Below are 17,105 nucleotides of genomic sequence, written 5' to 3' on the forward strand. Positions count from 1 at the left end.
CTCTATCATTCTATAGCGAAACAAGGAGCGATTATGTTGAAAGCGATTTTGATTACGTTATTAATTTTCGCCATTATTGGCGCAACTTTGTTTGTGCTAAAACGAAACAACAAATTCAAAGTTCCTAAAGGTGTAAAGCCACAGCCTTACAAGGATGATGAGGATGATTACTGATAGGTATATCGGCAATCATCCTCGATAAAGATTACTTCTCTAAAAACTTCTTAAAGATAGCCTTAGCTTCGTCGCTGGTTAACAGCGATGAGAAGCTTCGTGCTTCACGCTCTATTGCTTTACTGACTAACCCAGAATTCGAACGCAATAATTGACGGCTCACTCTTAAGGCATGAGCAGGTTTGCTCGCGAGTTTCTCGGCTTTGTTTTGTGCAACCTCATAATATTTATCGACCGCAACAACATCATTAATAATGCCAAGTTCTTTTGCTTTCGCAGCATCGAACGGCTCCGCTAACAGTAACAGCTCTGCGGCTCTAACATAACCAATCTGGCGCGTTAGTAAGTAACTAGAACCAGCCTCAGGACAAAGCCCTAAGTCAACGAATGGTAAACTGAAATAGGTTTGGTCTGTAGCGTAGACAAGGTCGCAGTGAAGCAACAAGGTGGTTCCTATTCCAACGGCAGGCCCTGAAACGGCGGCCACCATCGGCTTGTCGAAATTGGTCAACTCATGCAAAAACTTTAAGACCGGACTTCCCTCTTCCAATACAGGTTGCTTTAAAAAATCGGCAATGTCGTTACCTGCTGAAAAGCACCCTTCGCTGCCTTTAAAAAGAACCACATTCACTTCATCATTAGCTTTAGCCGACTTTAGAGTCGCCGACAACGCATCGTACATTTCTGAGGTTAATGCATTTTTCTTATCTTCACGATGGAAGCTGATATGAAGGACTTTATTGATTAATTGAGAAGTCACTAACTCGGACATGTTATGGCCTCTTGAACTAGGTAGATTTTAGTTCCAAAAAGATAACACATCCGAGCAGATAGGGATAGGTTCGGTTACTTTTGGTTGAAACCTGTACCGAAATCACCGTTCATCTGAGCTGAAAGATAAGCAAAGATTACATAAGCCGCCGTATTTTGCTTCAAAGACTCAGGATCGACTTTATCCAAAGTATCGTTTGGTGTGTGATGGTAGTCGAAATAGTCGGTTCCATCTTGGCGTAGAGAAAAGACCGAAATCCCCTTCCCGCGCAGAGGAATAAGATCTGGGCCACCACCAGCATTGTTGTTACCGTAGCTAATACCTAAAGGTGCCATGACGTCTGCCATCTGCTTCACTGCAGGTATCGCTTCAGGCTTAACCTTAGAATCGATTCGCCAAATTTTACCAGCGCCAAAATCTGACTCAGCGGCAGTGATGATATTTTTAATATCATCTTTATGTGCTTCGGCGTATGCCTTTCCGCCTATTAAGCCCTGTTCTTCGTTTGCAAACATAATAACGCGGATAGAACGCTTTGGACGCTCTGGTAAATCTAATATTAACTTTGCCGCAGCAACTGTAATACCAATCCCAGCACCATCATCTAAAGCACCAGTGCCTAAGTCCCATGAATCTAAGTGTGCACCGATAATTACGTATTCTTCAGGTTTTTCGCTACCCGTGATCTCACCAATAACATTATGGCTGGTGTATTCTTCACCATTTTTAGCACCTATCGTCATTTTCACAGTGACAGGCTTACCACGGCGAATCATGTTCTCTAGCAAGTCCGCATCAGGAGCCGATAAGGCAGCCGCAGGGATTTTTGTGATTCCCTCTTCATAACGCATAACGCCTGTATGTGCCATACGGTGCGAATCGGTTCCGATTGAACGGATTAAAATGCCCACTGCACCTTTTTTAGCTGCTTCAGATGCGCCTTGACCTCTTGCGGCCACAGCAGGTCCATAACCTGAGCCGTCTCTAGCACGCTCCATACGATTCTTAATAAAAACTATTTTTCCCTTAGCAGCATCAGCTGGAGCAGCTTTTAAAGCCTCTAGATCCTCAAACTCAATGATTTCTGCCGACAAGCCACCTTCAGGGGTCGCCACACTAAAACCCAAGGCAGTGATAACTAGTGGTTGTGGGTAGGGGGATAAAACCTCTGCGCTCTCGACGCCACGCTTCCAGGTTGGAAAAGTGACAGGCTCAGTCCACACTTTATCGAAACCTAGCTCTTCTAATTTAGCCACGCCCCACTTCACCGCAGCCGCGTCGCCTGGCGTTCCCGCCATTCGAGGTCCTACTTCAGTGGTGAGCGATTCAACAATGTCGTAATCCAGCGAGCTATCCAGAGCCTTGTCTCTTAGTTGTGCTGCGACTTTTAAGTCTTCATCATCAAAGTTAGGGGCATTATTCGCCACTGCGCTAAAAGCAATAAAGCATGATACAACTAGTGTCGATACATATTTCAGTTTCATAAGATACTCTTCGAAAATTTAATTCTGCTTGTTTATACCCTCTTAACTTGTCATCGACTCAAGATTGACAGTCTCCATACCAAGGGGCTAGAGTAGCTAAAAGGTTTTGCCGAGGAAAAATCATGCCTACCATATACGATTATTCGGCCGTTTTAAATAACGGCCAAGAAGTTTCGCTCAAAGAGTATCAAGGAAAAGTGTTACTGATTGTTAATACAGCCAGTGCTTGTGGTTTTACCCCACAATACGAAGGGCTTGAAAAGCTGTATCAAGAATTTTCTGGTCAAGGATTAGAAGTCCTAGCCTTCCCCTGTAACCAGTTTGGCAAGCAGGAGTCCGGCTCAGATGACGAGATCAAGAATTTCTGTGACTTGAATTTCAATATTTCTTTTCCACTGTTCCAAAAAGTTGACGTTAATGGTGATAATGCTCATCCTCTCTACCAACATTTGAAAAAAGAAGCGACCGGCCTATTAGGTTCACAGAAAATTAAGTGGAATTTCACAAAATTCTTAGTCGATAAAGACGGCAAAGTCATCGAGCGCTATGGCTCAATAACAAAACCAGAAAACATCAAAGACGACATAAGGAAACTGCTTTAATGCCTAGTTTAAAAGATAAAGTTATTATCATTACTGGCGCCAGTCGTGGCATTGGTCGTGCTATGGCGCTGAGATTTGCCGAAGAAGGTGCCACCATCGTCATCGCCGCTAAATCCGATAAGCCTCATCCTAAGTTACCTGGCACAATTCATACGGTGGCTGAAGAGGTCGAGCAGGCTGGCGGTAAAGCGATCGCTGTGGCACTAGACGTGCGCAAAGAGTTACAAATTAAAAAACTGTGTGACCAAATTGGTGAAAAGTTTGGCCGCATTGATGCTGTTGTAAACAACGCTGGCGCCATTAGCCTAACCACTGTCGAAGATACATCGCCAAAACGTTATGATCTTATGCAGCAGGTCAACTCACGCGCAGTTTACTGTTTCGGGCACTATGCCCTGCCCTATCTAAAGAAGTCGGAAAACCCACACATTCTAAACCTATCTCCTCCTGTGAACCTGAAAGAAGAATGGTTAAAAGACTATAGTCCTTATACTTTGTCTAAATACGGCATGAGTATATTGAGTAAAGGTATGGCGGCGGAATTTAAACAATACGGTGTTGCAGTAAACACTCTATGGCCAAAAACTTATATAGCGACAGCGGCCATCGAGTTTGCGGTAGGTAATAAAGAAACCCTTAACTACGCGCGCAAACCTGAGATTATGGCGGATGCAGCTAAAGTTATTCTGACCCACCCGAGTAATAATTACACCGGCTTGTGGTTAATTGATGAAGAGGTCTTAAAAGCCGCCAAGGTGACAGACTTTTCGCAATACGCCTATAACCCTGACTACGAAGATAAGATTAAGAAAGACCTCTTTTTAGATTAATTCAGCACTCGTAAATTATCTAAACATCACTTAAATAGCTGCATGAAATACTGAGCGATTTCATCGTAAAAAAGTAATGCAGCTATGACTGCGGCTATTACAACGAAAATGCTAAAGCGACCACCTGAAGCTCTCTCCACAACTTCTTCGTCCTTATAATCTAAGCTAACTGGCTCATCTTCATAGGGTAAGTCGGGCGGCTCTACACCTAGGTTTTCGGCTGTCTGCTCAGATAAAGGGCTATTTGATAAACTTTCAGCGACGTCTTGTATAGCCCGCACGTCGAGCGAGTCTGCGGTAAAGGTGATATGACTAATTTTATCACTAGTGCGATCTTGACCAACTTCTATCAAAACATCATCTTTACGCCAACAGTAGCTCTCTTTTTGTTGTAAATATTGATAGTCCTTACCAAAAACCTCAATAGCTTTATAAATAGTGTCACTTAGCCGAAGAGTGTCTTCAACGTCCCCAATTTTTTCATTAACTTCAGCAGTATGATTAACTAATGTGAGATTACGTACAATAAAATCATCAGCTTGGTTGGTTACCGATGATTTTGGTGATAGCTTCTTAATAAACTCTAGCTCAATCACTGAGTCAAAGATCTCTAAGCTTGCTTCGGTAACGCCTTGTCCTTCATAGGAAATAACATCGTTCCAACTCGCGTTAAATCTTTGAAAAAACTGTTGTACTTCTGGGCTGTCGGCCGAACGGCCTATTATTGATAAATAATCCTGTGATAAATGATCGTGTGACATAAAAACTGTATCGAATCCTTGTGTTGACGTTGTATTAATATTCCAGCTTATTCTGTTTCGGCTATGGCAAAAGCCACGGCAGCATCGCGTTCATCACTAATGCTTAAGTGGACTCTAGCTATTTTATTATTTTGTGCCCAGTCTTGAGCTTTGCCCTGCAAAAAGACTTCTGGCTTACCAAGCTGGTTACTGACAATGGAAAGTTGCTTGAAATCAATGCCTTCGCGCATTCCTGTTCCTAGCGCCTTACTGATGGCTTCTTTGGCAGCAAACCGTTTGGCTAGATAGGTGACTTTGTTCTTTTTAGATACGTAGGCCTCTAACTCATCAGACGACAAAATTCGCTCAGCAAATTTATCGCCATGACGTTGATAGGAGCGCTCCACGCGCTCCAGCTTTACGATATCGGTGCCTACACCAAATATGGCCATTGACGTGCTTCAACCATTAATTTCTTCATTTCAGAGACTGCTTGATCAAGGCCACTAAATACCGCTCGACCTATAATCGCGTGCCCAATATTAAGCTCGACAATTTCTTTGATTGCAGCGATAGGTTGTACGTTGTGGTATTGCAAACCATGTCCGGCATTGACTTGAATGCCTTGTCCCACAGCATGGGACACTGCGCGTTGAATTTTCACCAATTCAACTTCACGCTCGTGCTCCGTTGTGGCATCGGCATAGTGGCCTGTATGCAATTCAATTAATGGAGCACCCGTTCGAGCAGCCGCATCAATCTGCTCTTCATCAGTGTCGATAAAAAGCGAGACTTGAATTCCTGCTTCTGCCATGCGCTCGCAGGCTTCTTTAATTTTACTTTCTTGACCTTTAACGTCTAGCCCACCTTCAGTGGTTAACTCTTCACGCTTCTCAGGGACTAAACAGACATAGGCTGGCTTGGTCTTTTCGGCAATCGATAACATTTCATCGGTTACAGCCATCTCTAAGTTCATGCGTGTCTGGATCGTTCTAGCGAGAATTTCAACATCACGATCAGTAATGTGGCGACGATCTTCTCTTAGGTGAACCGTAATCCCATCAGCACCATTTTGCTCGGCGATAAATGCCGCTTGTACTGGATCAGGATAGTCGGTACCGCGAGCATTCCTCACTGTAGCAACATGATCGATGTTTACACCTAAAAGTATGGGGTTTTTCATAAAAATTTCCGTACAGAATCAATTAATGAAAGGTTATGCAACCTATGATTGAATAGCAAGTGTTTGTTGCAAAAGCTTACGGCTATTCAGCTCCTTATAGCCTACCAAAGGATCGATCAAAGTTCGACACACCTTGCGAGCTAAGGCCAAGCTACCGGTTTGCTGCCAATCATGCTCAGCAATAGCAATAATGTGCTTGCCTTGTGCTTTGAGAGAGCCCTTTGGCGCTTGAGGCAGCAGAACAAAACCCTGCTGAGGTATAAAACCGTAATCAAGTTCAGGCTCTATCGTTTCCCCTTGTATGTCGCAATGCCAATCTATGCCGTAACCCAGCTCCTCAATTAAAGCGAGTTCAAACTCACGTAAAACAATCGATGGGGTTTCTTGTTGGCTGAGGCGCAATAAGGCGGATTGGTAACTGAGGTAAATATCTGGGTGTGGATCCCATTGAATCAATAGCTTTAGCATCAGCTCATTCATATATAAGCCGGAAAGACTTGGAATCCCTGATAAGGGATAACTTTGTGAGCTCGCTTCAAAATCTTTTAAGGTTTTTAAGTCGCTGCGCCCAACCCAACTTACGACAAGGGGCTGAAACGGCTGTAATAAAGCTCTTTTATGGTTTTTCTTGTTACCACGAACACCACGGGCTAGTACATTGCATCGCCCGTGGTCTAGGGTGAATAACTCTAGAATGAGGCTAGTTTCTTTGAAAGGACGCGCATGTAATACAAATGACTGTGTTAGCTCAACATTGTTCATCGATGATCGTCATAGCCTAAAGATTTCAAGGCGCGCTCATCGTCCGCCCAGCCATCTTTAACTTTTACCCAAAGCTCTAAAAAGACTTTAGCATCGAACAACTCTTCCATCTCAATACGAGCGTCACGTCCAATTTGCTTTAATCGCTGCCCCTGTTTGCCAATAATGATTGCTTTTTGCCCAGAGCGCTCGACCAAGATCAAGCCATTAATGTGTAACACGCCATTATCTTTAAACTTGAATTGTTCGATTTCAACCGTCGAAGAGTAAGGAATTTCTTCGCCAAGTGAACGCATTAATTTTTCACGAATAAGCTCTGCCGCCATGAAACGCTCACTACGGTCGGTGATGTAATCTTCTGGGTAAAATAAGTCGCCTTCCGGGAGCCACTGCTTTAATGTTTTAGTGAGCTCATCAAGGTTCTGTCCTTTTAATGCGGAGCCCGGGAAGACTGCATCAAAATGACAATCTTCAGTAATTTTAGCAATGTGAGGGAGTAGCTCTTCTTTATCTTCAACTTTATCTACTTTGTTGACGAATAAAACTTTCTTCCCTCTCGCTTGTTTCAATTTTTCTAAAACCAGCTCATCATCATCGGTCCATTGCAGACTATCAATCACAAATACCAACACGTCCACATCAACCATTGAACTTGATGCGGCACGGTTCATGTAGCGATTGATGCTTCGCGCTTCTTTGCGGTGAATACCTGGAGTATCGACAAACAAGATCTGCGCTTCATCGTCGGTATATATCCCTAAAACACGATGCCGCGTGGTTTGAGGTTTACGCGATGTGATACTGACTTTTTGCCCTAGAATGTGGTTCATCAGGGTAGATTTACCCACGTTTGGACGGCCTAGTACCGCAACGTAACCACAACGAAAGGAGTCCGGCTGTTTAGAGTGTTCTGTCATGTTTATCAACTTAAGACGCTAGCGCCTTTTGTAATTCAGTGAATGCTTTTTCGGCGGCTAATTGCTCCGCGTTACGGCGGCTACTGCCAGTGCCTTGGGTTTTAATTTTTTGCTCAGAGATAACACAAACCACTTCAAAAGTTTGCTTATGAGCCTCGCCCGTTACTGTCAGTAGATCGTACTCAGGCAATGGGTAACCGCGTGACTGTAGTAATTCTTGGAGACGGGTTTTGGCGTCTTTGGTGACCTCATCAGGGTTAAGCTGGGTTAAGCGCTCGCCATAAAGTTTCAGGATTAACTGGCTTGTAGTTTCAAAGCCCGAATCTAAATAAACTGCGCCTATTACAGCTTCAAAGCCATCAGCGAGAATCGATGCTCTTCTAAAGCCACCGCTTTTTAATTCGCCTTCACCCAATCGAATATAATCACCCAGGTCAATTTCTTTAGCGATAACAGCTAGTGTTTTGCCTTTTACTAGACTGGAGCGCATTCGGGTCAGTTGCCCCTCATTTACCTTTGGAAACTGCTCAAAAAGTGCTTTAGCGATAACCATACCTAGCACCGCATCTCCTAAGAACTCTAGCCTTTCGTTATGGCGGTTAGAAGCGCTACGGTGAGTAAGGGCCCTTTGTATAAGCTTTTGGTCAGAAAATTCATAGCCAAGATGGCGACAAAAACGTTCGATTTGCTGTTGCTGGTGACTCATCTTGGCCTTTAAATGTGGGTCGTTTAGTTAAGAGGTTCTTCGTGCTTAAATTCTAATAGTGCGCTGATGTTGCCGAATAATGCTATGCGGTTTTCATACTCTATGTATAGCGCCTTGCCGCCATCGACATCTTTGATTTCAACATCATCAGTCTCTACAACATCAATGCTGTTAACGCTAAAGCGGCCTGAGATATAACGCTTTAGATCAGATTTGCTAGTGCTTGAAGTGCTTTCTTCTGCGACTGACTTTAACGAGCTCTTGATACTAAAGTATTCCATGTAGGCAGGGACTAATTTAATAGCTAAGTACATAAAAAACAAAACTATTGCCATAATAATCAACCAGCCCGCAGCAGTCATACCGCCTTGATACTGTTTGTTGAGATATGTTCGGCTCATTCTCATTTGACCTAATTTATTGTGAGTAGTCATAGACCCCGCTCTCCTTAAACGTAAACTTGTGTTCTTAATCAAGAACTTAGGATTATTTTATTGCTCCCGCTCTACTAAAGGATATACCTTTTGGCAGATGTTTGCCAAATAAAACTGGCTCATCAGTAAAAGTTAAGAAAATCCACTTATAAGCCGCTTTACCTATAATGCCTTCTTCATGCACAAAGCCCCACTCACGAGAATCGGCACTACCATCACGATTATCACCCATAACAAAGTATTTCCCCGCAGGTACTACTTCTGTCCAACGAGCATTAAGGCTATTGCCGCCAACTCTTTGTACACCGTTGTCTAAATAAATCAGCGGATGCTCATTATCATTGATGGTTTCTTTATAAGTATTAAATAACTCACCTCTTGGCACTAAATCTTCGACCTCATCCGACACAAACTCAGACTTAATCGTCATTGGCTCACAACTGCCGCCGCCAATATCATCACCATTTTGACATTGCGGAATGATTGTTAAAGTTCCACGATCCCACTCCAGACGATCTCCAGGAACACCAATTAGGCGCTTGATATAGGCTTGCTGTGGTTCGTGAGGCGGGTGAAACACCACAACATCTCCACGCTGCGGATCCGCTACATCAATAATCTTTGTATTAAATGCTGGCAGACGAACTCCGTAAGCAAATTTATTGACTAGAATAAAGTCACCGTCATAAAGACCAGGATTCATACTGCCTGATGGAATTCTATAGGGCTCAAAAAGGAAAGAGCGCAATACCAATACGGCAAAGATTATCGGAAAGAAAGAGCGACAAACATCAATAAACGCAGGATACTTTTCGCGACCTTTTTCGTCATATTCGACACCACCGGCTTCGATGCGTTTTTTCTGCCACCAAAACTTATCGAGCAAAGTCACCACGCCAGTTATTAGCGCAGCAAGCCCTAAATAAAATCCAAAATCGTAATAAATTGTTGGCATTACTTGTCCTTACCTACGTTTAGTACAGCAAGGAACGCTTCCTGCGGGATTTCAACTTTACCCACCTGCTTCATGCGCTTCTTACCCGCTTTTTGTTTTTCTAGCAACTTACGCTTACGCGACACGTCACCACCATAACACTTGGCCAGTACGTTTTTACGTAACGCTTTAACTGTTGAGCGCGCGATAACATGGTTGCCAATCGCCGCTTGAATCGCCACTTCGAACATCTGGCGAGGAATAATCTCTTTCATCGCCTCAACCAACTCGCGCCCACGATATTGGGCTTGGTCTTTGTGTACGATTAACGCCAGTGCGTCAACTCTGTCGCCATTAATAAGAATATCCAATCGAACTAATTCGTCCTGCTGATAACGCTTAAAGTTATAATCCAAAGAGGCATAACCACGGCTTACAGACTTTAGCCTATCGAAGAAGTCGAGCACCACTTCGTTCATCGGCATTTCATAGGTCAATGCGACTTGCGTTCCCGCATATTGCATCTTAGTTTGCACGCCACGCTTTTCTACACACAGCGTGATTACTGAGCCTAAGTGCTCCTGTGGTACTAAAATATTAGCCTCACAGATTGGCTCACGAATTTCGGCAATGTTTGATACCGGCGGTAATTTTGAAGGATTATCGACGTAAATCACTTCATCATCCGTGTTTACAACTTCATAAATTACTGTTGGCGCAGTAGTGATGAGATCAAGGTTGTACTCACGCTCTAGTCGCTCCTGAATAATTTCCATGTGCAGCATTCCTAAGAAGCCACAGCGGAAACCAAAACCTAGTGCGGTTGAGTTTTCAGGCTCGAAGAATAAAGACGCATCATTCAGGCTTAATTTTGATAAGGCATCACGGAACGACTCATAGTCATCAGAGCTAACAGGGAAAAGGCCAGCGTAAACCTGAGGTGTGACCGTTTGGAAACCCGGCAACGGATCTTCAGAAGGATCTTTTGCTAAGGTGATAGTGTCACCCACAGGAGCGCCCTGAATATCCTTAATTCCTGCAATAACGAAGCCTACTTCGCCCGCTCGCAAGACGTCAGTGTCGTGTCGCTTAGGAGTGAAAATGCCTACATGATCCACCAGGTGTGATTTGCCCGTGGTCATAATTTGCATTTTATCGCCTTTTCTAATGGTTCCTTGCATAACACGAACCAGCGAGACAACGCCTAAATAGTTATCGAACCACGAATCCACAATCAAAGCCTGTAGCGGCGCATCAGGATCGCCCGAAGCTGGCGGGATATCGCGCACAATCGCTTCCAACAGTTCATCAATACCAACACCAGTTTTTGCACTACACTGCACCGCATCCATCGCCTCGATACCGACGATGTCTTCGATTTCCTGCATTACGCGCAGAGGATCGGCCGCTGGTAAATCAATTTTGTTCAACACAGGCACGACTTCAAGATCTTGCTCGATAGCGGTGTAACAGTTAGCCAGAGTCTGTGCCTCTACCCCTTGGGCAGCATCAACCACTAGCAAAGCACCCTCACACGCCGCCAATGAGCGCGAAACCTCGTATGAGAAATCAACGTGTCCAGGGGTGTCAATAAAGTTCAACTGATAGGTGTGGCCATCTTTAGCTTCATAGTTCAGCGTCACACTCTGAGCTTTAATGGTAATACCACGCTCACGCTCTAGATCCATCGAATCCAAAACCTGCTCGGCCATTTCACGCTCAGTAAGGCCTCCACATTGCTGAATTAAACGATCCGACAAGGTTGATTTACCATGATCGATATGAGCAATGATAGAAAAGTTACGAATATAATCGGTATATGCCATATATGTTCCGCTAAAACCTTCTTGTTTCATTAACGCTTAAGCGACTAACCTTTTGAATTTGAAGAGTTTATTGTTGTTTCTTCTGCAAAATCACGATTAAGTGTTAATTGATAAGTGACTGTTTTGAAAATAATTTAAAAGTAAGCGGCCTATTTTAGCTAAATTCATAGAAAAGGCCAGTTAAGTTGGACTTAAGCTGGCCTTGGTAAGGTCTAAATGAGTAACAACTTACTTCAGTTCTATCACAAGGAAGTCGCTACCGACGCCTTGACGTACAATCAATACTGCCACCTTGCCTTCTTTAGGCAAAGAAGCAACCGCTTGCTGGAAGTCCTCAGGGCTTCTAATCACTGTTCGGTGCAGTTTTTGAATGATATCGCCCTGGCGCAGACCCGCTCTTGCCGCTGGACTATCACGCTCAACATCACGAATGATGACGCCCTGCTCAATACCTGTCGCTTCTTTGAGGTCAGGAGTCAGCGCCGAAACCGCTATTCCAAGCTCTTGCTTACCCGTGTTTGAGGTTACTGCAAACTGCCCATTGGCATCGCTTAGAGTGACATCAATGGATTCCTCGTCACCATTACGCACAATGGTTAACTCCACCTCTTCACCAGCTGGCATTTGGCCAATGTAAAACGGTAAATCTTGCGCTTTACGCACTGGCTTACCATCCACCTCAATCACTACATCGCCAACCTTGATACCTGCTTTATCGGCAGCCATGTTCGGCATTACTCGGGTTACTAAAGCACCGCCAACGCTATCCAAGCCAAAAGCATCCGCTTTATCCTGATCAATCGGTCCAAACATAACCCCTAAGAACCCACGATTGACTCTACCGTCTTTTAATAGCTGCTCACGCACATTATCCGCAAGATCGATAGGGATAGAAAAAGATAAACCGCTACTGATCATCGGGTTAAAAATCATGGAGTTAATACCCACGACTTCCCCGTCTAGGTTAATCAATGGGCCGCCTGAGTTTCCGCGGTTAATGGCCACGTCTGTTTGGATGAAAGGCACATATTGCGATCCTACTTCGCCACGCCCCTTGGCGCTAACAATTCCAGCTGTAACTGTGTGCTCCAAATTAAACGGCGCTCCAAAAGCCAACACCCATTGCCCCACTCTTAAATCTTTTGTGGTGCCGATTTCAAGTGCTTCGAGCTCTAAATCGCCTGAATCTATCTTTAACAATGCAACGTCTGTGTTAGCGTCGCTACCCACAACCTCAGCTTTAAACTCGCGTCCGTTATAGAGCTTTACCACAGGCGTCTCGGCACCGTCGATAACATGGTGGTTAGTCAGGATGTAACCTTTATCATCAACAATAAAGCCAGAACCACCGCCACGGCCAACGACCCGCCCCCAGCGCTTAACTTCGACTTTAATGCTCACTACGCTTGGCTGAACCTTTTCAACCAGCTTGGTAAAATCAGGGAATGAATTAGCTTCTGCGCAGCCCGATAATACCACCAGCCACGTCACTAGAGTTATTGATAAGAAACGTTTCAACATGTTAAGCCTTCTCCGCAAATTTTGTTTAAACCATAAGTTTTATAACTTATTGAAAGTAGATACCTCGTTAGAGAATACCCTACAGAGACAGTTCCCGTAGCTTCGCCTACATTTAGTCAGGTGATGTTACGATTTGTGTCACTTCAATAGGTCTCTTTACAATTTTCAACAAAATAGGTTCCATTTTGTGTTGCTGTGCTTTGCGACGAGAAAACCAGCTAACTCCAGCAAAACCAACGAGTAAGCCTATGAAGGCAGTAAAAATGGAGCCTAACTCAGAAAGGTTAGGTAGGGCTAAAGAAGATATTAATAGTGCCAACATTAGGCAAAGCAAAGGCAGTAAATACACAACCAAAGATGCTTTCAGCACTAAATCTTCAGGGATACCCACTTCTACCTCATCATTAATATGGGCATTCAGGGTATTTTTTAAAGGTGTGACATAAACTTTATGGGAGAAAGCCTTATTCACGATGCCACTGCCGCAGGTTGAGCTGACCTTACAGCTCGAGCAGCCGGTTTTAGATTGAGTTTGCACCCAAACCGTATCATCTTCCGCTGCTATTACTTGCCCAACTTCTGTAAACATCGCTCTTAAAAACCTTTTGCTAGGAATTCGGCCATAAAAAAACCCATCATTCGATGGGTTATTCTAACGTATCACTGAAGATTTACCTACGCTCAGAGGGCAAATTCAATTCGCAAGCTACTTCAACGATGGTGATTACTTATTGGTTTTATTATCCGCTTTACCCTGCTCACTTTGCTGTGAGGCTTTTAGTTCGTCCTCAACGCGCATCGGAACTTGAACCGGGATTACTTTTTGGTTACTCACCACACGGACTGTAGGCAAACTGCTCATACCGGTGATTTGGCGAGTTAATGCTTCATGCTTTAAAAACATATCGTGCATTGTTTGAAGCTCCTGACGATCGACATTAGAAGCTATCACTTCAAGTGTGCCATCAGTCGCTTGAATCGTTGTATTGCTGGTCGCGGCTAACTGCTGAGACGACTGGTTTACGCCCGGTTGCGTATTAGCAACGCTGAATAAAGCAACAATAGCAACCGACGCTGCGATAGCGAAACCGCCCGCTTGTTTCCAAATTCGGTTGGGGAATGGTATGACGTTGCTTGAAGGCGATTGCTCGTCTGTGGCTGAATGATAGGTTTCTTCAGAAGCTATGGCTGAACTGACTTTTGAGGAAATATCCATCTCAACAGGCTTAACTTCGTTGCGCATGACTTGGCCGATTAATTGATAACGCGACCAAACAGCCATCGATTCGCTACCCTGCTCTAGGCTTTCTTGCTGGTCGTCGCTTTCCACGCGACCATCCACCCAGGCAGATAAAATCTCTTTATCCAAACGCTTTGTATCGCTCATTACCAATTACCTTTTACCTTTATCATGCTTTAGCACCTATCAATCGTGTTTAGACTTTTTCGTACCTTTAGCCTAAACCCTAAGGGAAACTAAAACCTCGCAAACCATAACTCGGAAGCCACAAAATGTCATATTTTGGGCGTTACTTATGTAAACTTGCTTTAAACTTCTTATACCAATTGACTGGGGTTGCTGTAAAAAGTTCACACTTTTTGTAAAAAAGTTTGTCTGTTCAGCAAATTTTCAGCCAATTCTTTGCTTTAAGTCATTTTTTAGCGAATTCTAGGATCGCCAGCCCTGCTCCAATAATGGTGCAATTTTTTGGTCAATTGCATCGCGAGCCCTGAAAATACGGGATCTCACCGTCCCCACAGGACAGTCCATGGAGTCTGCAATTTCCTCATAACTCAAACCCTCGATTTCACGCAATAGAATCGCTGTGCGTAAATCTTCAGGCAGCTCATCGATGGTTTTAAATATCATCTCTTTAATTTCATCACGAAACATTAAGCGCTCTGGGCTTCCTGTATCGCGCAGTGCGTCGCCACCGTCATACTGCTCAGCATCGCTGGAATCAATATCGCTGCCCGGCGGCCTACGCCCTTGTGAAACCAAAAAGTTTTTCGCCGTATTTATCGCTATTCGGTAAAGCCAAGTGTAAAACGCGCTATCACCACGAAAGTTTGGCAAAGCGCGGTAGGCCTTAATAAAAGCTTCCTGCGATATGTCCATAACTTCATCTTTGTCTCGCACAAATCGTGAAATTAGGTTCATAATCCGTTGCTGGTATTTCACCACCAGCATATCGAAAGCTTTCTTGTCGCCTTTTTGGACTCGCTTTACTAGCTCTGAATCAACATCAGCCTCAGACATGGTGTCCTCTACTTAGCTGTCCACTTCTCATCGAGTATTCCCGTTATTGTTGTATTTGCAGGGCAAATAAGATCTATTTATAGTTTTTCAATGCTTTTTACAGCCACTTATTCGCTACTTATTCGCTAGAAAAAACTAACTGATAATAAGCGACTGTGGTAAAGTCCGCATTAGATTAGGTGCGGTTAAACCTTCGTAAAAACACCACTCTGTGTATAAAGTATCAGTACCTGTGTTTTTATGAAAGCTTATCGACCAGATATATTTTGCTTGGAAAACACTTTCCTTTCCACCCGCTCGTAGAAAAGAAAGACCCAGTTAACATAAGAAAAGTTCCATCACGGTATAAATTTTCATGTCTCAGACTCATCAAGATCTCATACATTCCACCGATGTTTTGGTCATTGGTAGCGGCGCAGCAGGACTTTCAGTGGCACTACGCTTAGCCCACAAAGGCAAAGTTACCGTGCTCAGCAAAGCTGAAGTCACCGAAGGTTCTACCTTCTACGCCCAAGGCGGCATCGCTGCGGTGCTTGATGAAAGCGACTCTATTGATTCGCACGTCGAAGACACTCTAATTGCGGGCGCCGGCTTATGCCATGAAGACGCGGTTCGCTTTACGGTCGAGCACTCGCGCGAAGCTATCGAGTGGTTAATCGAGCGTGGCGTCGCTTTTAGTAAAGAGGACGAGCATTATCATCTAACCCGCGAAGGTGGTCATAGTAAGCGGCGCATTATCCATTCTGACGACGCAACTGGCAAAGCCGTGTCGACAACCCTTGTCGCCGCTGTTCAAGCAGAGCCAAACATAAATATTCTGGAAAATTATATCGCGGTCGATTTAATCACGGGCGATAAAATCGGCTTAGCAGATAAGCGCTGTCAGGGCGCTTATGTTTTAAACCTTAAAGAAGATCGCGTTGAAACCATTCAAGCTAGATTTGTGGTTTTAGCCACAGGTGGCGCCAGTAAAGTCTATCTTTATACATCTAACCCAGATGTCGCTAGTGGCGATGGAATAGCTATGGCATGGCGCGCTGGCTGTAGTGTGGCCAATCTTGAGTTTAACCAGTTTCACCCGACCTGCTTGTACCATCCGCAGGCTCGCAGCTTCCTCATTACAGAAGCCCTACGCGGCGAAGGCGCCATTTTACGACGCCCTAACGGCGAACGCTTTATGCCGGAATACGACGAACGAGCTGAATTGGCGCCACGCGATGTTGTCGCACGCACTATTGATCACGAAGTGAAGAAGTACGGTTTTGAATGTGTTTATTTGGATATTGCGCATAAAGAGCCCGAATTTATCAAAAGTCATTTCCCCACTATTTATAAGCGGTGTTTAGAATTTGGCATTGATATCACCACCGATCCGATCCCAGTGGTCCCTGCCGCTCATTACACCTGTGGCGGTGTTCGCGTAGATACGAATAGTCGCACCGATATCGAGGGCTTGTACGCCGTTGGTGAGGTTGCTTTCACTGGCTTACACGGCGCTAACCGTATGGCCAGCAATTCACTGCTTGAGTGCTTGGTTTACGCCCAGTCGGCCGCTCAGGACATCGAAGATTCATGGGATAACACGAGCATTCCAGCTGAGTTACCACCTTGGGATGAGAGCCAAGTTGCCGACTCAGACGAAGAGATTGTTCTAACCCACAATTGGCACGAACTGCGCCAGTTGATGTGGGATTATGTTGGCATAGTGCGTACCGATAAGCGACTACAGCGAGCGCTTAGACGCATCGAGTTATTGCAACAGGAAATCCACGAGTATTATTCGAACTTTAAAGTGAGTAACGATCTGATCGAACTTAGGAACTTAGTGCTGGTGGCGGAATTAATTGTGAAGTGCGCGATGCAGCGAAAAGAAAGTCGTGGCTTGCATTCTACGCTAGATTATCCGCAACTCGCAGAGAAAGCGGTAGATTCAGTTTTGACTCCTGCGGATTCTTAAACC

At 44.4% G+C, this 17,105-nt stretch carries 19 protein-coding genes; 4 read left to right on the forward strand and 15 right to left on the reverse strand.

Going from position 1 to position 17,105, the window contains the following annotated elements; genetic code table 11:
• Nucleotides 1-33: 33 nt before the first annotated feature.
• Entirely contained in the window at nucleotides 34-174 is a 141-nt protein-coding gene (locus DL796_RS07200) for a hypothetical protein (RefSeq protein WP_170114230.1), read from the forward strand.
• Between the two features lie 31 nt (nucleotides 175-205).
• On the opposite strand, the gene DL796_RS07205 is transcribed toward DL796_RS07200, so the two are convergent.
• Both DL796_RS07205 and DL796_RS07210 read right to left on the reverse strand, forming a co-directional pair.
• Nucleotides 206-946 (reverse strand): enoyl-CoA hydratase, encoded by a 741-nt coding sequence (locus DL796_RS07205; protein WP_110201033.1) that lies wholly within the window; start codon nucleotides 944-946, stop codon nucleotides 206-208.
• 74 nt (nucleotides 947-1,020) lie between these two features.
• On the reverse strand, nucleotides 1,021-2,430 hold the full coding sequence (locus DL796_RS07210) for a M28 family peptidase (protein ID WP_110201034.1): 1,410 nt from the start codon (nucleotides 2,428-2,430) through the stop codon (nucleotides 1,021-1,023).
• 122 nt (nucleotides 2,431-2,552) lie between these two features.
• Between DL796_RS07210 and DL796_RS07215 the strand changes: the two genes are divergently transcribed.
• Together DL796_RS07215 and DL796_RS07220 are read left to right on the forward strand one after the other, a co-directional pair.
• On the forward strand, nucleotides 2,553-3,032 hold the full coding sequence (locus DL796_RS07215) for a glutathione peroxidase (RefSeq protein WP_110201035.1): 480 nt from the start codon (nucleotides 2,553-2,555) through the stop codon (nucleotides 3,030-3,032).
• Nucleotides 3,032-3,862, forward strand: a complete 831-nt coding sequence (locus tag DL796_RS07220) for an SDR family oxidoreductase (protein WP_110201036.1) — start codon at nucleotides 3,032-3,034, stop codon at nucleotides 3,860-3,862. The genes DL796_RS07215 and DL796_RS07220 overlap by 1 nt, the downstream gene beginning before the upstream one ends.
• Nucleotides 3,863-3,888: 26 nt before the next feature.
• Here DL796_RS07220 and DL796_RS07225 read toward each other — a convergent pair whose 3' ends face one another.
• The 13 genes from DL796_RS07225 to rpoE all read right to left on the reverse strand — a co-directional run bounded on the left by DL796_RS07225 (nucleotide 3,889) and on the right by rpoE (nucleotide 15,145).
• Nucleotides 3,889-4,623 (reverse strand): hypothetical protein, encoded by a 735-nt coding sequence (locus DL796_RS07225; RefSeq protein ID WP_110201037.1) that lies wholly within the window; start codon nucleotides 4,621-4,623, stop codon nucleotides 3,889-3,891.
• Between the two features lie 47 nt (nucleotides 4,624-4,670).
• Nucleotides 4,671-5,054 (reverse strand): holo-ACP synthase, encoded by a 384-nt coding sequence (gene acpS, locus DL796_RS07230; RefSeq protein ID WP_110201038.1) that lies wholly within the window; start codon nucleotides 5,052-5,054, stop codon nucleotides 4,671-4,673.
• Complete coding sequence (pdxJ, locus tag DL796_RS07235) at nucleotides 5,036-5,785, reverse strand: pyridoxine 5'-phosphate synthase (protein WP_110201039.1); 750 nt, start codon at nucleotides 5,783-5,785, stop codon at nucleotides 5,036-5,038. The genes acpS and pdxJ overlap by 19 nt, the downstream gene beginning before the upstream one ends.
• Before the next feature lie 42 nt (nucleotides 5,786-5,827).
• Complete coding sequence (recO, locus tag DL796_RS07240; RefSeq protein ID WP_110201040.1) at nucleotides 5,828-6,547, reverse strand: DNA repair protein RecO; 720 nt, start codon at nucleotides 6,545-6,547, stop codon at nucleotides 5,828-5,830.
• Complete coding sequence (gene era, locus DL796_RS07245; protein WP_110201041.1) at nucleotides 6,544-7,464, reverse strand: GTPase Era; 921 nt, start codon at nucleotides 7,462-7,464, stop codon at nucleotides 6,544-6,546. The genes recO and era overlap by 4 nt, the downstream gene beginning before the upstream one ends.
• 10 nt (nucleotides 7,465-7,474) lie before the next feature.
• Nucleotides 7,475-8,170, reverse strand: a complete 696-nt coding sequence (gene rnc / locus DL796_RS07250; protein WP_110201042.1) for a ribonuclease III — start codon at nucleotides 8,168-8,170, stop codon at nucleotides 7,475-7,477.
• Between the two features lie 23 nt (nucleotides 8,171-8,193).
• The gene (locus tag DL796_RS07255; RefSeq protein WP_110201350.1) at nucleotides 8,194-8,571 is read right to left on the reverse strand and encodes a DUF4845 domain-containing protein; all 378 of its coding nucleotides are present in this window, start codon (nucleotides 8,569-8,571) and stop codon (nucleotides 8,194-8,196) included.
• A gap of 85 nt (nucleotides 8,572-8,656) precedes the next feature.
• Nucleotides 8,657-9,559 (reverse strand): signal peptidase I, encoded by a 903-nt coding sequence (gene lepB / locus DL796_RS07260; protein WP_110201043.1) that lies wholly within the window; start codon nucleotides 9,557-9,559, stop codon nucleotides 8,657-8,659.
• Nucleotides 9,559-11,364 (reverse strand): translation elongation factor 4, encoded by a 1,806-nt coding sequence (gene lepA, locus DL796_RS07265; protein WP_110201351.1) that lies wholly within the window; start codon nucleotides 11,362-11,364, stop codon nucleotides 9,559-9,561. Before lepA ends, lepB begins: the two co-directional genes overlap by 1 nt.
• Before the next feature lie 228 nt (nucleotides 11,365-11,592).
• Entirely contained in the window at nucleotides 11,593-12,885 is a 1,293-nt protein-coding gene (locus DL796_RS07270; protein ID WP_110201044.1) for a Do family serine endopeptidase, read from the reverse strand.
• Nucleotides 12,886-12,997: 112 nt separating this feature from the next.
• On the reverse strand, nucleotides 12,998-13,474 hold the full coding sequence (locus DL796_RS07275) for a SoxR reducing system RseC family protein (RefSeq protein ID WP_110201045.1): 477 nt from the start codon (nucleotides 13,472-13,474) through the stop codon (nucleotides 12,998-13,000).
• Between the two features lie 135 nt (nucleotides 13,475-13,609).
• Nucleotides 13,610-14,272 (reverse strand): sigma-E factor negative regulatory protein, encoded by a 663-nt coding sequence (locus DL796_RS07280; protein WP_110201046.1) that lies wholly within the window; start codon nucleotides 14,270-14,272, stop codon nucleotides 13,610-13,612.
• A gap of 282 nt (nucleotides 14,273-14,554) precedes the next feature.
• Nucleotides 14,555-15,145 carry an RNA polymerase sigma factor RpoE gene (gene rpoE / locus DL796_RS07285; protein WP_110201047.1) on the reverse strand — a complete coding sequence of 197 codons (591 nt, stop codon included), beginning with the start codon at nucleotides 15,143-15,145 and terminating at the stop codon, nucleotides 14,555-14,557.
• Between the two features lie 355 nt (nucleotides 15,146-15,500).
• On the opposite strand from rpoE, the gene nadB reads away from it, so the two are divergent.
• On the forward strand, nucleotides 15,501-17,102 hold the full coding sequence (gene nadB / locus DL796_RS07290; RefSeq protein ID WP_110201048.1) for an L-aspartate oxidase: 1,602 nt from the start codon (nucleotides 15,501-15,503) through the stop codon (nucleotides 17,100-17,102).
• Nucleotides 17,103-17,105 lie beyond the last annotated feature (3 nt).

Source organism: Kangiella spongicola (assembly GCF_003194565.2).
GTDB lineage: Bacteria > Pseudomonadota > Gammaproteobacteria > Enterobacterales > Kangiellaceae > Kangiella > Kangiella spongicola.

Bases quoted from the DNA above. Each gene is read 5' to 3' on its own strand.
- DL796_RS07200 (WP_170114230.1), top strand. From the start codon at position 34: ATGTTGAAAGCGATTTTGATTACGTTATTAATTTTCGCCATTATTGGC.
- DL796_RS07205 (WP_110201033.1), bottom strand. From the start codon at position 946: ATGTCCGAGTTAGTGACTTCTCAATTAATCAATAAAGTCCTTCATATC.
- DL796_RS07210 (WP_110201034.1), bottom strand. From the start codon at position 2,430: ATGAAACTGAAATATGTATCGACACTAGTTGTATCATGCTTTATTGCT.
- DL796_RS07215 (WP_110201035.1), top strand. From the start codon at position 2,553: ATGCCTACCATATACGATTATTCGGCCGTTTTAAATAACGGCCAAGAA.
- DL796_RS07220 (WP_110201036.1), top strand. From the start codon at position 3,032: ATGCCTAGTTTAAAAGATAAAGTTATTATCATTACTGGCGCCAGTCGT.
- DL796_RS07225 (WP_110201037.1), bottom strand. From the start codon at position 4,623: ATGTCACACGATCATTTATCACAGGATTATTTATCAATAATAGGCCGT.
- acpS (WP_110201038.1), bottom strand. From the start codon at position 5,054: ATGGCCATATTTGGTGTAGGCACCGATATCGTAAAGCTGGAGCGCGTG.
- pdxJ (WP_110201039.1), bottom strand. From the start codon at position 5,785: ATGAAAAACCCCATACTTTTAGGTGTAAACATCGATCATGTTGCTACA.
- recO (WP_110201040.1), bottom strand. From the start codon at position 6,547: ATGAACAATGTTGAGCTAACACAGTCATTTGTATTACATGCGCGTCCT.
- era (WP_110201041.1), bottom strand. From the start codon at position 7,464: ATGACAGAACACTCTAAACAGCCGGACTCCTTTCGTTGTGGTTACGTT.
- rnc (WP_110201042.1), bottom strand. From the start codon at position 8,170: ATGAGTCACCAGCAACAGCAAATCGAACGTTTTTGTCGCCATCTTGGC.
- DL796_RS07255 (WP_110201350.1), bottom strand. From the start codon at position 8,571: ATGAGCCGAACATATCTCAACAAACAGTATCAAGGCGGTATGACTGCT.
- lepB (WP_110201043.1), bottom strand. From the start codon at position 9,559: ATGCCAACAATTTATTACGATTTTGGATTTTATTTAGGGCTTGCTGCG.
- lepA (WP_110201351.1), bottom strand. From the start codon at position 11,364: ATGGCATATACCGATTATATTCGTAACTTTTCTATCATTGCTCATATC.
- DL796_RS07270 (WP_110201044.1), bottom strand. From the start codon at position 12,885: ATGTTGAAACGTTTCTTATCAATAACTCTAGTGACGTGGCTGGTGGTA.
- DL796_RS07275 (WP_110201045.1), bottom strand. From the start codon at position 13,474: ATGTTTACAGAAGTTGGGCAAGTAATAGCAGCGGAAGATGATACGGTT.
- DL796_RS07280 (WP_110201046.1), bottom strand. From the start codon at position 14,272: ATGAGCGATACAAAGCGTTTGGATAAAGAGATTTTATCTGCCTGGGTG.
- rpoE (WP_110201047.1), bottom strand. From the start codon at position 15,145: ATGTCTGAGGCTGATGTTGATTCAGAGCTAGTAAAGCGAGTCCAAAAA.
- nadB (WP_110201048.1), top strand. From the start codon at position 15,501: ATGTCTCAGACTCATCAAGATCTCATACATTCCACCGATGTTTTGGTC.